The 16,615-nt window shown below is 43.1% G+C and carries 11 protein-coding genes; 2 read left to right on the top strand and 9 right to left on the bottom strand.

All coding sequences use genetic code 11. The features are described 5' to 3' along the window. Positions 1 to 49 precede the first annotated feature (49 nt). Positions 50 to 1,303, bottom strand: coding sequence for a serine hydroxymethyltransferase (gene glyA / locus HGO23_RS06895; protein WP_209028389.1), 1,254 nt, complete (start codon positions 1,301 to 1,303; stop codon positions 50 to 52). 336 nt (positions 1,304 to 1,639) lie between these two features. Between glyA and hmpA the strand changes: the two genes are divergently transcribed. Next, positions 1,640 to 2,845: an NO-inducible flavohemoprotein gene (gene hmpA, locus HGO23_RS06890; protein WP_280529538.1), complete on the top strand. Its 1,206-nt coding sequence runs from the start codon at positions 1,640 to 1,642 to the stop codon at positions 2,843 to 2,845. Between the two features lie 212 nt (positions 2,846 to 3,057). Here the strand turns inward: hmpA and glnB are convergent, their stop codons facing one another. The 6 genes from glnB to purL form a co-directional block, all read right to left on the bottom strand. Further along, positions 3,058 to 3,396 (bottom strand): nitrogen regulatory protein P-II, encoded by a 339-nt coding sequence (gene glnB / locus HGO23_RS06885; RefSeq protein WP_038267821.1) that lies wholly within the window; start codon positions 3,394 to 3,396, stop codon positions 3,058 to 3,060. A gap of 15 nt (positions 3,397 to 3,411) precedes the next feature. Then, positions 3,412 to 5,034, bottom strand: coding sequence for an NAD+ synthase (locus tag HGO23_RS06880; RefSeq protein WP_209028387.1), 1,623 nt, complete (start codon positions 5,032 to 5,034; stop codon positions 3,412 to 3,414). Positions 5,035 to 5,143: 109 nt separating this feature from the next. Beyond that, positions 5,144 to 6,481 (bottom strand): two-component system response regulator GlrR, encoded by a 1,338-nt coding sequence (gene glrR / locus HGO23_RS06875; protein ID WP_209028386.1) that lies wholly within the window; start codon positions 6,479 to 6,481, stop codon positions 5,144 to 5,146. After that, entirely contained in the window at positions 6,478 to 7,407 is a 930-nt protein-coding gene (qseG, locus tag HGO23_RS06870; RefSeq protein ID WP_244967912.1) for a two-component system QseEF-associated lipoprotein QseG, read from the bottom strand. The genes glrR and qseG overlap by 4 nt, the downstream gene beginning before the upstream one ends. Positions 7,408 to 7,411: 4 nt before the next feature. Further along, the gene (locus tag HGO23_RS06865; RefSeq protein ID WP_169923065.1) at positions 7,412 to 8,851 is read right to left on the bottom strand and encodes a sensor histidine kinase; all 1,440 of its coding nucleotides are present in this window, start codon (positions 8,849 to 8,851) and stop codon (positions 7,412 to 7,414) included. An 854-nt stretch (positions 8,852 to 9,705) separates the two neighbouring features. Beyond that, positions 9,706 to 13,620, bottom strand: coding sequence for a phosphoribosylformylglycinamidine synthase (gene purL, locus HGO23_RS06860; RefSeq protein WP_209028726.1), 3,915 nt, complete (start codon positions 13,618 to 13,620; stop codon positions 9,706 to 9,708). A 265-nt stretch (positions 13,621 to 13,885) separates the two neighbouring features. On the opposite strand from purL, the gene mltF reads away from it, so the two are divergent. Continuing rightward, entirely contained in the window at positions 13,886 to 15,346 is a 1,461-nt protein-coding gene (gene mltF, locus HGO23_RS06855) for a membrane-bound lytic murein transglycosylase MltF (protein ID WP_209028385.1), read from the top strand. A 22-nt stretch (positions 15,347 to 15,368) separates the two neighbouring features. On the opposite strand, the gene tadA is transcribed toward mltF, so the two are convergent. Together tadA and HGO23_RS06845 are read right to left on the bottom strand one after the other, a co-directional pair. Continuing rightward, positions 15,369 to 15,860 carry a tRNA adenosine(34) deaminase TadA gene (tadA, locus tag HGO23_RS06850; RefSeq protein ID WP_209028384.1) on the bottom strand — a complete coding sequence of 164 codons (492 nt, stop codon included), beginning with the start codon at positions 15,858 to 15,860 and terminating at the stop codon, positions 15,369 to 15,371. Between the two features lie 60 nt (positions 15,861 to 15,920). Then, positions 15,921 to 16,565, bottom strand: coding sequence for an HD domain-containing protein (locus HGO23_RS06845; protein WP_244967911.1), 645 nt, complete (start codon positions 16,563 to 16,565; stop codon positions 15,921 to 15,923). Positions 16,566 to 16,615 lie beyond the last annotated feature (50 nt).

Below are 16,615 nucleotides of genomic sequence, written 5' to 3'. Positions count from 1 at the left end.
TGAAATCTATTTGGGTATAAGCTCAATATTGACGGTATTTTATTCTCAATTATGCGTAAACCGGATATTTTGCACAGATATCCAACACATTCTGTTTAACACTTTCAATAACTACTTCGTCATTGATGTTATCCAACACATCACATATCCAGCCAGCTAATTCACGGGTTTCCGCTTCTTTGAAACCACGGCGGGTAATTGCTGGAGTACCAATGCGAATACCCGAAGTGACAAACGGACTGCGAGGATCGTTAGGTACGCTGTTTTTGTTAACAGTGATATTGGCACGCCCTAATGCTGCATCCGCTTCTTTACCTGTAATATCTTTATCCACCAGATCCAGCAGGAACAGATGGTTATCAGTACCGCCGGAAACAACTTTGTAACCACGTTGCAGGAACACATCTACCATTTCTTTGGCATTTTTCGCAACCTGCTGTTGATAAATTTTGAACTCCGGCTCCATTGCTTCTTTCAGTGCAACGGCTTTCCCGGCAATGACATGCATCAGCGGGCCACCCTGACCACCAGGGAAAACAGCAGAGTTCAATTTCTTATACAGCTCTTCATCACCCCCTTTAGCCAGGATCAGACCACCGCGGGGGCCTGCCAGAGTCTTGTGAGTGGTGGTTGTAACAACATGTGCATGAGGAACAGGGTTTGGATAAACACCCGCAGCAACCAATCCAGCAACATGAGCCATATCAACAAAAAGATATGTACCGATTTCATCAGCAATTTCACGCATTTTCGCCCAATCAACCACACCAGAATAGGCAGAGAAACCACCAATGATCATTTTAGGTTGATGTTTCAGCGCTTGGTTACGAATATCCTCGTAATCGATTTTGCCATTCTCATCAATACCATAAGGAACAACGTGATACAGTTTACCTGAGAAGTTAACCGGAGAGCCGTGAGTCAGATGACCACCATGTGCCAGATTCATCCCTAAAACAGTGTCACCTGGTTGCAACAGCGTCATATACACCGCAGCATTTGCCTGAGAGCCTGAGTGTGGTTGGACGTTAGCATAATCTGCACCAAACAACTCTTTTGCTCGGTCAATTGCCAATTGTTCAATTATATCAACATATTCACAACCACCATAGTAGCGTTTACCCGGATAACCTTCCGCATACTTGTTAGTGAGCTGAGATCCTTGAGCCTGCATAACTCTTGGACTGGTGTAGTTTTCAGAAGCAATCAATTCAATATGTTCTTCCTGACGACAAACTTCCTGTTCCATCGCTTGCCACAGTTCGGGATCGTAATTCGCAATATTCATTTCACGCTTTAACATTAGGTTCTCCTGACTCAGCCACATCTCTAAAAAATACCCCTGAGGGACAGAATTTGACACAGTGTAAACTCTTTTTATCAAATGAGATAGTCTTGACAAGAGATTTTACGCAAACGATTGCTTCGGCGCCTGTAGCAGGATGTCCCGCGATCCTGATTACACGCTTTAAATTTATTGTTGTTCTTTGTGATTCCAGTCAAATCTTCTTGCTGTGATATAAATTCTGATTTTTTGATTTAAGTCAAGATAATGTCTCTTTCTTACTTTAATGTATTCCTCAACGTAATAAGTTGCATTTAAAATACATCTTATATTCCTAAGCATTATTTGAGAAAAATTCAGGAGACCATAATGTTAGATAGCCAAATTATCGCAACTATAAAGTCCACTATTCCCTTGATCGTTTCCACGGGGCCAAAGTTGACTGCTCACTTTTATGAACGCATGTTCAAACATAATCCTGAATTAAAAGATATTTTTAACATGAGCCATCAAACCAACGGCGATCAGCGTGAAGCTCTTTTTAATGCCCTTTGTGCTTATGCCTCTAATATTGATAACTTATCTGCTCTTCTACCTGCTGTAGAAAAGATCGCTCATAAACATACGAGCCTAAATATCCAACCGGAACACTATAAAATTGTCGGTACACATCTGCTGGCAACAATTGATGAACTATTTCATCCGGCTGATGAAGTTCTCGACGCCTGGAAAAAAGCCTACAATGTATTGGCCGATGTTTTTATCAATCGGGAAGAGGCAATTTATCAGGGTAGCGAATCTTCGGCAGGAGGCTGGCGTGGTTTACGTCAATTTCGTGTCAGTCGTAAACAACCGCAAAGTGATGTCATTACCAGCTTTGAGTTTGTACCCGTTGATGATGACAAAGTCGCGGATTACAAACCGGGACAATATTTGAGTATCTATCTGGAAGATCCAACCTTTAAAAACCGCGAAATTCGTCAATATTCATTGACTGCTACTCCAAATGGCAGCAATTATCAAATTGCCATTAAACGAGAACCTTATGGCAAAATTTCCAATCATATGCACGATAAAGTACAGGAAGGGGATATCATATCGCTATCTGCACCAAAAGGTGATTTTTTCCTTGACGTCCAGCCTGATACCCCTGTTACGCTCATTTCAGCGGGAGTCGGATTAACTCCGATGATGAGTATGCTGCAATATCTGCACGGTCAGCAGCACCAAAGTGTGGTCAATTGGTTTCACGCGACAGAACATGGTAGCTATCATGCCTTTGCAGATAAGGTAAAAGAAATTGCCCAATCCATGCCGAATCTGAATTCTCAGGTTTGGTATCGTGAACCCAGAGATAAAGATCAGCATAGCATACATTATCAACATGCCGGGTTGATGGATCTGTCTCTTGTAAAAGATGCAATAAGTGCTGAAGGGATGCAATTCTATTTCTGTGGGCCGTTGGCTTTCATGCAATATACTGCAAAGCAGCTAATAACAATGGGCATTAACGAGCAACATATCCATTATGAATGTTTTGGTCCACATAAAGTGATCTAACACGAATTTATGCACAGTTTTTTGTAAATTCAGTGAAAGTGTAAATTCGGTGATAAGTGATAACGGTTAAGACAGCTCGGTATGCCAACATTCCACCTCTCAATAAGAGGTGGACTAAATACCCATGTTACTGCCGTTATCACTTTTTCAGGCAATTAAACTTTTCAATCTATTCTCTTTTCTTTTCTCTTTTCAAAGGATACGGAATACGGTTAAATCGCCTCTTCGTCCTGTTCACCAGTACGAATGCGCACAACACGAGCAACATCAAAGACAAAAATCTTGCCATCCCCGATTTTGCCAGTTTGTGCAGTCTGCATAATAGTATCGACACAGGTATCAACAATATCATCCGGTACGACAATTTCTATTTTGACTTTAGGCAGAAAGTCCACCATATATTCTGCACCACGATACAGCTCAGTGTGTCCTTTCTGACGACCAAATCCTTTTACTTCTGTCACCGTCATACCAGTGATACCGACTTCAGCCAGAGCTTCACGCACATCATCGAGCTTGAAAGGTTTGATAATTGCATCAATCTTTTTCATGAAGTTTTCCTGTTATTACCAGTTTTTACGTCCGAAACCAGACGTAATCGGATAGCGCCTGTCTTTACCAAAATCACGCTGTGTAATACGTGGGCCAATCGGTGCCTGACGACGTTTATATTCATTGATGTCCACCAGCCGGATCACCTTACGAATAATCGCTTCATCAAAACCTTCAGCCACTAAGTCAGCCACAGATTTATCTTTTTCAACATATCCCTCAAGGATGGCATCCAGCATGTCATACGGTGGCAAGCTGTCCTGATCGAGCTGATCAGGAGCCAGTTCCGCGGATGGTGGACGATCAATTACACGCTGAGGAATAGCAGGAGAGACTGTATTACGGTATTTCGCTAATGCAAATACCATAGTTTTTGGGACATCTTTCAAAGCATTAAAGCCACCGGCCATATCACCGTACAAAGTCGAGTAACCCACCGCCGATTCACTTTTGTTGCTGGTCGTCAACACCAGACGACGGCATTTGTTTGACATTGCCATTAAGATGACTGCCCGGCTACGTGCCTGTAAATTCTCTTCAGTCGTATCTTTCTCTGTACCCGCAAATATAGGCTCCAATTGAACCATAAACGCATCAAATATAGGCTCGATAGACACTATGTCAAATTCAACACCGAGTAGTTCTGCTTGTTCTCTGGCATCATGAATGCTCATTTCAGAGGTATAGCGGAATGGCATCATCACAGCCTGTACATGCTCTTTACCCAAAGCATCAACAGCAATCGCCAGTGTCAGACCTGAATCAATACCACCGGATAAACCGAGTAATGCCCCCTTAAAACCATTTTTCTGCACATAATCGCGTACAGAGAGCACCAATGCCTTGTAGATTTGTGCAAGTGGCGGCAATTGAGGAGCCGGATTTGCCATCGGCTCAATTGTCATGTCATTGAAACGACACTGTTCAACTTGTTCTGCAAAGGCTGCCATGCGATGAGTAATTTCACCTTTTACATCAAAAACTTTTGAGCAGCCATCAAAGATCAGTTGATCTTGTCCGCCAATCTGATTCAGGTAAATTATTGGCAAATGAATGCGCTGACAGTGTGATTTAATCAATGCGCTACGGATATTCGGTTTTTCACGATTAAAAGGAGATGCATTAATAGACAGAATGATATCAGATCCTGCTTCTTTCAAGGCATCAATCGGCGCATCGAACCACAGATCTTCACAAATCAACAAACCAAGATTATAGCCTTTAAATGGTACAACACAGATTTGTTCGCCTGCTTTGAAATAACGTTCTTCATCAAAAACACCATAGTTAGGTAATTGTTGTTTGAAATAACGGGCAACGGTTTCACCTTTCCAGAACAGAGAAAGTGCATTATATATTTTTCCGTCCTGTTGCCACGGATGGCCAACTAAAATACCAACCTGAGAGCTTGCCTCCTGCAAACGTACTAATTGTTCACGACAGCGCTGATGAAAATCAGAACGGAACAGTAGATCTTCAGGAAAATATCCCGACAATGCTAACTCAGAAAACACGACAAGATCAGCGCCCTTTTCTTGCTGCTCTTGCACTGTCTGCAACATACGATCGCTGTTGCCTTCGATATCCCCTACTAACCAGTTTAATTGAGCAAGGGCGATATTAAGAGTACGACTCATAGAATGTGGCTCTCCTGGGCCATTATTCACTTCTCTGTCTGATGAAGACAGTTAATCTCTTACGGTCTTAAATACCGTTTCAACTTTATGGATTTAAATAACAGAAAGGTTATTCTTTAAAATCGTTGGCATCCAACTCGTGACGAGCCAACAATTTATAAAACTCTGTCCGGTTACGTCCTGCCATACGAGCGGCATGGGTAACATTCCCTTTTGTCATTTGCAATAATTTGCGTAAATAATTCAGTTCAAACTGATTACGTGCTTCCACAAATGTCGGCAATGCCGTATTTTCGCCTTCTAATGCCTGCATAACCAAAGCATCACTAATCACCGGGGCTGTCGTCAATGCCACACATTGCTCGATAACATTGACCAATTGGCGGACATTACCCGGCCAACTTGCGGCCATCAGACATTTCATAGCATTAGTGGAAAAGCTGCGTACAAAAGGTTTATGGCGTTTGGCCGATTCACGCAACAAATGATTTGCCAATAAAGGAATGTCTTCCGTCCGTTTATTCAAAGCCGGGATTTTCAGGTTAACTACGTTTAATCGATAATAGAGGTCTTCCCTGAATTCATTACGTTGCATCGCTTTTGGCAAATCACGGTGAGTTGCGGAAATGATCCTGACATCAATATCTAAATCGCGGTTACTTCCCAGAGGACGGACTTTACGCTCCTGCAAAACCCTTAATAATTTGACTTGTAGTGCTAATGGCATATCACCGATTTCATCAAGGAACAAAGTTCCCCCTTGTGCGGCCAGAAATAGTCCTTCCCGGCTATTGACTGCTCCAGTGAATGCCCCCTTAGCATGACCAAATAACTCAGACTCCAACAGTTGTTCAGGTAAAGCCCCGCAGTTAATTGCAATAAAAGGTTTCTTCGCACGCGGGCTTGCACGATGGATAGCCTGAGCCAGAACTTCCTTACCTGTTCCGCTTTGCCCATTAATCAGGACACTAACGTCAGATTGAGCCACCATTTTCGCCTGTTCCAGCAGACGCAACATTAGCGGGCTGCGTGTGACAATTTGTTCGCTCCACTTTCCATCTATAGCTGGTGTTGATAATTCCAAAGCATCATCAATGGCTTTATAAAGTGCATCACGGTCAACCGGTTTAGTCAGAAAACTAAATACCCCTTGCTGTGTTGCAGCAACGGCATCCGGGATAGAACCATGTGCAGTGAGAATAATCACTGGCATGCCAGGATGCTGTTTTTGGATTTCCGCAAACAATGCCATGCCATCCATTTCATCCATGCGTAAGTCGCTGATGACCAAATCCACTTTTTCTTTCAGCAACATGCGTAATGCTTCATGCCCGCTTTCCACTGTTGTGACGCGAAATCCTTCACTAGTCAGACGCATTCCCAATAATTTTAATAGGCTTGGATCATCATCAACTAAAAGAAGATGAGCAGGATTGCGTACGGTCATTGTGATTCAGCTCCTTTTTCTTCTGAGGGATTAGCTTCTGTTTTCGTTTCCGGGGTCAGCTCTGATCCTGTTTCCGATTTAGTTTCCGGCTTAATCTCCGGCTTAGTGTCAATCACCTTGTTGCCTGTATCAACTGCATGTTCTATTTCACCTTGCCCGGTTTCCCCTGAAACCGAAGAGCTGTTCTGGACTTGCTTGCGGGAAGAAAGCTGACGCTCGATATCTGTTAGATTTTCTAATTTGCGGGATATTGAACGCAGTTCATACTCCAAACGGGCCCGTGTCTCTTTCAATCGATCAACTTTGGCATCACTGTCAAATTGCAATCGCTGATATTTTGACTTTTGTTCTGCCAGATTGATTTTTAAATATTGCTGTTCACTCCATAACTGCAACAATGACAGTAGCGAGGACGGAAATTGCAGGCTATATCGATTCAAACTTTCCATAATCTTACGCCGTTCAGTTAATGACGGTGCAGCTTGGTCAATAAGGATACTCTGCTTGAAAACTTGTGACCAATTTGTCGGCGTAAACTGTTTTGCCATATCGCGAGCTTTTACTGGAGGCAGTTTATTCGTACAGTCCATCAATTTTAACCAATAAAGGCCATTTTCCATTGCGGCTGGTTTTGCAATATCCCACACCACATCGCACCCCTTGATGCGATAATCTGTGACACGTTGCTCTGGTATAATAGATTCGGCAATCGTTACTAAATCATCAGAACCGGAATTTGAGACACACCCTGTCAGTAAATAGGGAACAAACAGTAAAATCATGGTACGAAAACGCAGGAGTGAAGCCCGTTTAAGCAAACGCTCTATAACAGCCATTCTTTTCATTGTTTGGATCTCAATAACTTGCTGCTCCGTTTCTATCATCTCCGTCTTCATCATAAAGTGGTGAGTAAACCTGTTGTGCATATATTTAGTCATTCTCTGCGGTTAATGGCAGTTCAATCCGAAAGCATACATCAGCAAAATCAGATTCTATCAGATGAAGTCCCCCCCCCATCCGTTTAATACAGTCCTGCGCAATACTCAAACCAAGGCCACTTCCCTTGACCGCACCTTTGCGTTGAAGCTTTCCTTGGTAAAATGGTTCAAAAATCATGCTTTTTTCTAAATCAGGGATAGGCGTTCCTGTATTGGCAATGTCAATCTGAATATTTTCATCTAATTGCCGACTGGAAATCCAAATGTTACCGGATTCAGCGCCATAGTGCACTGCATTGGAATAGAGATTATCAATGACTCGCATCAATAGTTTAGGTTCAGCCCAACAATTATCAGCATCTAATTGGATTGTTGTATAAATATTTTTTGTTCGTGCAGGCAACTGATGTGACAGAACAACGCTATCAACGAGCTCTTTTAAAGACACCACTTGATTTTCGGCGGGGTTATCCACGATTTTACGATTATATTCGAGCAATTGTTCAATAAGCTGTTGCAAGTGTTTACTACTGCTATCCAGAATACTAACCACTTCTTTTTGGTCTGTTGTCAATGGCCCGGCAATTTCATCCGCCAACAATTCCGTACCTTCACGCATACTGGCGAGTGGTGTTTTCAATTCATGGGAGATATGACGCAAGAATTCATGCCGTTGAGATTCAAGCCAGGATAGACGCTCACTCAACCAAATAATCCGCAACGCCAGTGAACGTAACTCTCTGGGTCCTTTAAAGGATTCAATCTTGCTTTCCAGTGTTTGTCCTGCACCTAATCGATTAATCATTCGTTCAATGCCTTTTACCGGCCCAATGATCATCCGAGTAAAAAGTGCGATTAAGAAAGCACTCAGCAGGAACAGAATTAAACTTTGCCAACCAAAAAACTGCCCCTTATCAGCAATGTCTTTCTGCAATTGCTCACCACGGGTGAAAATGATATTACGTGTTTCCTGTACTAACTGATTATTGGCGTTTGAAAACTGCTCAAGTAGCTTAGCTACCACAGGCTCTGGTACACCATTATCACAAGTGATATTAGTAAGACCCGACAGTAGTTGATTAAATTTATCCTTATATTCTCTATTAGCCAGCATCGCCATCTGATTATTCAACATACTGGTATATTGTTGATACTGGCGTTGATAGAGTTTTTCCAACCTGATATCTCCCAATACACAATACTGACGGTAGCTGCGTTCCATCTCAAGAGCGACACCTATCATTGCTTCACTGCGCCGGGCATCAGATATCGTTGCGCGGTTAATTTCTGCCGCTTGCGTACTGAGCTGATCAAGGCTTTGGTATGCCTGATATGCCAGTACCAACAACGGCAATAGCACCAGCCAGAAAGCCATTACAACCAATTGACGCAATGAGCGGGGAAATAAACGCCATTTTTTCAGAGAAATCATCTTATAACCTGTAATTACATTGATGCTAACCGACATAAATAGCTATAAAGGGTGGTATGTCAAGATGATACTGGTGCATAAGGCGCGGAGGGAAGACATTGTCTACAACAATGACGGCGGGGTAGTATTTTTTCTACTACCCCGCCAGTGAGGATCCTATAATGCTGTCAATACTATTTTTTTCGTTATCAAACATAGTTATTGATAAACATATAGGTGGTGCCTCACTCCACGTGTCGCCCGTTGCTTGATAAGGCCAGAAAGCGAATATCATTAATTGGACGGTAGGCACCTTACTTTGGCGTCATTCCTGGCTTATGTGGCATATTTCCACCCTACTTTGTGGACCGACATAAAAAATTGAATGAGCAACTACACGTTGTTAAGCACATTGCGTGCCAACTTTCAAAAATATCATATAATACATTGATTTTAATAAACAAAAACAAAAAACCCTTTAATGTTTACATTTTTTTATGCATGTTCTTTTATTCACGTCATATACTTTTGTCGCCAATTGATGACACCAAACCACATGAATATATTTATTGAATTAAATCAATTAATTAAATGTCTCCTTTTTGAGACATCATAACATACCATTGTCGTAATTTAGAGACACTCTTTTAAAACAATTAATTTCATTAACTCACAAGTTCATAATCATTAACCAAAAAGAAACATTTAAAAACATTTCCTTTATCATGAGAATCTACCAGAAAAATAAAATACCACAGTAAATTAATAAGATATAAAAACCATATGTAGAGAAAAATATTATCTGTGATAAGGAAACGAAAAAATAAAGGCTCTGACAAATATGCCGAGCCTTATAGAGAAATAGGTACTTTATATTAACCTAACTGTTTACGTGCATTGCGGAAAATACGCATCCACGGGCTATCTTCTCCCCACTCTTTGGGATGCCAGGAGTTACTGACAGTACGGAATACCCTTTCAGGATGTGGCATCATCACAGTAACCCGACCATCAAAGCTGGTGACAGAAGTGATCCCTTCAGCGGAACCATTGGGGTTTGCAGGATAATTTTCTGTCGCCTGACCATAGTTATCCACAAATTGCATTGCAACCTGCTGGTGTTTTTTCAATTCAGCCAAACTCAGGCTGTTTCTGAACTCTACCTGACCTTCACCATGGGCAACCGCAATTGGCAAACGGGAACCGGCCATGCCCTGCAAGAATAATGAAGGGCTATCCACAACTTCAACCAGACTGAAACGAGCTTCATAACGTTCTGAACGGTTACGTACAAAACGAGGCCAATGTTCGGTGCCTGGGATCAGCTCATGCAGGTTAGAAATCATCTGGCAGCCATTACATACACCAAGAGATAACGTATCCGGTCTTGCAAAGAAGTTCGCAAAATCGTCACGTACCCGTGAATTAAACAGAATGGATTTTGCCCAACCTTCACCTGCACCAAGGACATCCCCATATGAAAAGCCACCACAGGCTACCAATGTCTGGAACTGTGCCAGAGTGATACGTCCACTCAACAAATCACTCATATGGACATCCACGGCTTCAAAACCTGCACGATGGAATGCTGCCGCCATTTCAACATGGGAGTTAACTCCCTGTTCACGCAATACAGCAACTCGCGGACGTACTTGTTTCGATATGTAACAAGCCGCAATGTCCTCTGCCAGGTCAAAGGATAATTTCACATTCAGGCCGGGATCGCTCACATTCTGTTTTGCCTGATGTTCTTGATCAGCGCATTCAGGATTATCACGCAGACGTTGCATCTGCCAGGTTGTTTCTGCCCACCATAAACGCAATGTACTACGATTTTGACGATAAACTTCCATATTGTTGCTGGAGATCACAAAATCATCTCCCGCCTTAGCCTTACCTAAATAGTGTAAGCATTCACTCAGGCCATAATCAGCTAACAGCTCTTCAATCTGCTGTCTGTCTGTTTCACGAACCTGAATCACCGCCCCTAATTCTTCACTAAACAGTGCCCCCAGGATATCTTCATCAAATGCGCTGATATCGGCATGCAGACTACAGTGTCCCGCAAATGCCATCTCTGCCAATGTCACCAGCAGACCACCATCAGAACGGTCGTGATAAGCCAGCAGTTTTTGTTCTGCAATCAACTGTTGGATCGCCTTAAAGAAGTTAGCAAGTTGTTCCGTACTGCGAACATCTGCAGTTTTATCACCAAGCTGGCGATAAACCTGAGCCAATGCCGTCCCTCCCAGTGCATTTTGTCCCTGTCCCAGATCAATCAGCAGTAATGCATTATCATCATCGGTAGACAATTCTGGCGTGACAGTACAACGAACATCCTCCACCCGTGCAAACGCACTGATAACTAATGAAAGCGGAGCTGTCATTGCACGCTCTTCACCATCCTGAATCCAGCAAGTTTTCATCGACATGGAATCTTTACCGACAGGTATAGTCAGGCCCAACGCAGGACATAATTCCTCACCTATCGCCTTCACCGCCGCATACAATCCGGCATCTTCTCCGGCATGACCTGATGCTGACATCCAGTTCGCTGACAGTTTTACCCGCTTCAAATCCTGTACATAAGCCGATGCAATATTAGTCAACGCTTCCCCGACAGCCATACGTGCTGATGCAGCAAAGTCCAACAGAGCAACAGGAGCACGTTCTCCCATCGACATAGCTTCACCATAATAGCTATCCAGACTGGCTGTTGTGACTGCGCAATCTGCAACAGGGATCTGCCATGGCCCAACCATCTGGTCTCTCGCTACCATGCCTGTTATTGAACGATCGCCTATGGTAATCAAGAATGTTTTCTCTGCCACTGCGGGTAAATGCAGAACGCGTTTTACCGCTTCGGCCAAATCAATACTTGCGCGCTCCAGCCCTTTACCCTGTGCTTTTAGTGAATTTACATTTTTCAGCATTTTTGGTGTGTTGCCGAGCAGAACATCCAACGGTATATCAATTGGCTGGTTATCAAAATGATTGTCGTTCAATAGCAGGTGACGTTCTTCCGTCGCTTCACCGATTACTGCGTACGGAGCACGCTCACGCCGACAAATATCCTCGAACAGGGTAAGCTGTTCTGGTGCGACAGCTAATACGTAACGCTCCTGAGATTCATTGCACCACACCTGCAATGGAGTCATACCCGGTTCATCATTGAGGATATTGCGCAGCTCAAAACGGCCTCCTCGTCCTCCATCACTGACTAATTCAGGCATCGCATTTGATAAGCCACCCGCACCAACATCATGGATAAACAAAATAGGGTTCTTGCGGCCAAGCTGCCAACAACTGTCGATAACTTCCTGACAACGACGTTCCATTTCTGCGTTATCGCGCTGTACAGAGGCAAAATCCAGCTCCGCATCAGATTGGCCCGATGTCATTGAAGAAGCGGCTCCACCACCCAGACCAATATTCATGCTTGGGCCACCCAGTACAATCAATTTGGCTCCGACAGGGATCTCCCCTTTCTGGATATGCTCTTCACGAATATTTCCGATTCCCCCGGCCAGCATGATCGGTTTATGGTAGCCACGTAATTCTGCGCCGTTATGGGATTCCACTTTCTCTTCATATGTTCTGAAATACCCCAACAATGCCGGGCGGCCAAATTCATTATTGAATGCCGCTCCGCCCAAAGGGCCTTCTAACATGATATCCAGTGCGCTGACAATCCGTTCAGGCTTACCAAACTCTTCTTCCCACGGTTGTTCAAATCCGGGGATTTTCAGGTTCGAGACGGAAAAACCAATCAACCCGGCCTTAGGTTTTGCTCCCCGTCCAGTTGCTCCTTCATCACGGATTTCCCCGCCAGATCCTGTCGCCGCTCCCGGCCAGGGAGAAATTGCTGTCGGATGGTTATGTGTTTCGACTTTCATCAAAATATGGGCAGGTTCCTGGTGATAACCATATATTCCCTTTTCAGGATCAGGGAAAAATCGCCCTACCTGAGAACCTTCCATTACCGCGGCGTTGTCTTTATAAGCAGAGAAAACATGATCCGGCGTCTGTTCAAAGGTATTTTTAATCATTTTAAACAGAGACTTTGGTTGTTCCTGCCCATCAATCACCCAATCTGCATTGAAAATTTTGTGGCGACAATGTTCAGAATTCGCCTGTGCGAACATGTAGAGTTCAACATCCGTCGGATTACGTCCTAATTTCTGGAAAGCTTGTAACAGATAATCAATTTCATCCGCTGCCAGCGCTAATCCCAACTCAACATTGGCAGATTCCAATGCAGTCCGCCCTGATTGCAAAATATCAATTTGCTTCAATGGCGCAGGCGTCTGGTGAGAAAACAGTGCCTCAGCCTGTTCAAACTGGGTAAACACACTTTCCATCATACGATCGTGCAATAATGCAGACAGCGCCTGCCGCTGTTTGTCATCCATTGCCTTTCCGTGGATGTTATTCTGGGTAACATCACATTGGATATAGTAGGCAATCCCTCTTTCCAAACGGACAATCTGTTTCAGTCCGCAATTGTGAATTATCTCTGTCGCTTTTGATGACCATGGCGATATTGTCCCTGGCCGGGGAGTGACTAAAAACAGTTGACCTTTAGGTTCATGTTCAGCTAAAGAAGGGCCATATTTTAGTAGTCTGCTTAATTTTTCCTTTTCTTCTACTGTAAGAGGTGAATTTATTTCTGCAAAGTGCACATATTCTGCATAAATTGCTGCCACAGGAAGCTGCTGAGCTTGACACTGGGAAAGGAGCTTAGTAATACGAAACGCTGATAAAGCGGGCGAGCCACGCAGAATTTCCATAGTAATAGGTTCTCTCATCTTAGAAGCAAAGCCTGACTGATGCCTTAGGGGAAACGCCGACATTATAGAGGAATGTCTTCTCTGACGAAACCGTTTGCGTGAGCGTTAATTAATCTAACAACACATTCAATGAATTTTTAAAATTGGTTCAATAGGGTTGCAGATCTCAATTTTGTTGCGCAAAATTCCCGATTACTGGAAATTTAACCATGCTATTATCTGACATTTCATACGGAGCCTAACCGTACTGACGAGAGATAACTGTTTGAGCAATATCAAGATAAATTATTTTGTCATCGTCATTATCACGCTCCTCTCTGCCACAATCATTGGTCTCAACATTAGTTGGCCTAATAAACAGCAGGAGCAGATAAACAGGATCTTGGCACGGGGAGAACTTCGGGTGAGCACCATCAGTTCTCCTCTGATTTCACTTAATGATAAAAATGAACCAGTAGGATTTGATTATGACTTAGCCAAACGATTTGCTGACTATCTGGGTGTCAAACTGAGTATTAAGTTTCGTTCTAATATTAGCCAGCTTTTTGATGACTTAAATACTGATAAAGCCGATTTTTTAGCCGCCGGTCTTATCTATAACAGAGAAAGACTCGACCAAACACGGACTGGCCCAGCCTATTATTCAGTATCCCAACAATTGGTTTATCGCAAAGGTACAGCGCGCCCACGTTCTTTTACTGATTTAAAAGGCTCACTGGTTGTCACCGCCGGCTCTGCCCATGTCAGTGAACTAAAACAGTGGAAAGAAAAATCTTATCCTGATTTAACCTGGGAAGAATCGTCACATCACAATACCCAGCACTTGCTTGAACAAGTATCTGAAGGAAAAGTTGACTATACGATCAGCGATTCAATCAGCCTTGCTTTGCAACAGCGTATCCATCCCAATCTGGCTATCGCTTTTGATGTCAGTGAAGATAAGCCATTAACCTGGTATTTGAAGCGTAATGATGACTATAGCCTCTACTCAGCAATGCTGGATTTTTTCAACATGCTGACTGAAAACCATATAACGCCACGACTAGAAGAAAAATATTTCAGCCATATTGGCTCGTTCGATTACTTTGACACTATCTCATTCATTCGTGCAATTAATAACTTATTGCCAACATATCAGCCTATTTTTGCGAAATACTCGGATTCTCTCGACTGGCAATTAGTTGCAGCTATCGCATGGCAGGAATCACATTGGGATCCACAAGCAACTTCTCCCACAGGCGTTCGTGGCATGATGATGCTGACCCGCCCAACAGCAGAATGGGCGGGAGTCAAAGACCGTCTTGATCCGGACGAGAGTGTGAAAGGGGGAATGGCTTATCTGCATTACCTGATGGCTCGTTTGCCGGATACTATTCCCGAAGATGAGAGAATTTGGTTCGCATTAGCCGCTTATAATATGGGGTATGGACATATTCTTGACGCTCGAAAATTAACAACCATGCAAAAAGGTGACCCTGACCGCTGGATGGACGTTAAATCACGCATTCCTCTATTAAGTAAGAAAAAATACTATGCCAATACCACATATGGTTATGCACGCGGTTATGAGGCTTATCGCTACGTCGAAAATATTCGTCGTTATTACCAAAGCTTAGAAGGGTATCTGAGAGCACAAAACAACCGCAACAAGGCAGAAAAGCCTAATATGCCCACTGAGAAACCCACCGTCAGCAACCCTGATAATACAAATGAGAATGCTTTGTAACTCTTTATGATGCTTTCTGCTGTTATTTTTTCAACTTTTTTAATTCTTTATGTTGCTCCCTACGTTGCTTGAAAAATGCACTCAACATAGTGGAGCATTCTTGTCCCAATACTCCGCCAGTAATCTCAATCTGGTGATTCATACCGGGATGACGCAAAATATCAATTAATGACCCTGCCGCACCGGTTTTCATATCACTTGCACCATAAACTAACCGCTGTATCCGGCTGTGGATCATCGCTCCCGCACACATAACACACGGTTCCAAAGTAACATATAGTGTTGTGTTCAACAGACGGTAATTTTTTAATTGAGCCCCTCCACGCCGTAATGCAACAATTTCTGCGTGAGCTGTCGGATCATGGCCTGTAATCGGAAGGTTATAGCCTTCTGCAATAATTTTATTATCCGCCACCAACAGCGCACCTACAGGGATCTCACCTTGTACCTGTGCCTGCATTGCCAAATCCATGGCCCGACGCATCCAATATTCATCACTATATATTTCTGCCACTACATGTTCTCTTGCTAATATAAATCCTGTTAATTATACCTATTCATTATTAATGTTGGTTTATTCAGCCTGAATTTCGTCAAAGAAATCGTTCAGGAATTGTTCCATGCGTTTTGTTCTTTCATAAGCCATTTGCTTGCCTGTAGCCGTCTGAAAACCAGCTTCTATTTTAAATAATTTAGTATAAAAATGATCAACAGCATAAGCGCGATCATTATATTCACGCTGCTTTGCCAAAGGATCATAAGTTTCATACAACCCTGAACGCATACGCCCTGCTGTATAAAAACAGCGAGCAACTCCCATCATTCCTATAGAATCCAGCCGATCAGCATCCTGTACAATTTGGGCTTCCAGTGTTGTTGGTATTAATCCAGCAGAGAAGCTATGCGCTTCAATGGCATGGCAAACAGCAGCAATATCTTCTTCACTCCATCCGAGATCTTTTAATATTAAGGCTGCTTTATCTGCGGCCATGCGAGAGGCTAAATGTCGGTTCGGATCGTTTTTCTCAACATTAACGCAATCATGTAATAAAACCGCAGCAAAAACTAACTGCAAATTCCCGCATTCTGCTTCACAAATTTTTTTAGCGTTTTTCCAAACCCGATACAAATGAGCAATATCATGGGCACCATCATCACCTTCTATCGCGACAGGTAAAATCCGTTGGGCTAAATCGTCAAACGGTGAAAAAGATAACATTGCTAAAATCTCTGAATAAATGAATGGAAAGAGCATTTTAACAAAAAACG

It is taken from the genome of Xenorhabdus budapestensis, from assembly GCF_017743015.1.
GTDB lineage: Bacteria > Pseudomonadota > Gammaproteobacteria > Enterobacterales > Enterobacteriaceae > Xenorhabdus > Xenorhabdus budapestensis.
Note: the sequence above shows the minus strand (reverse complement) of the source record. Positions and strands in the feature narration are given on the sequence as shown.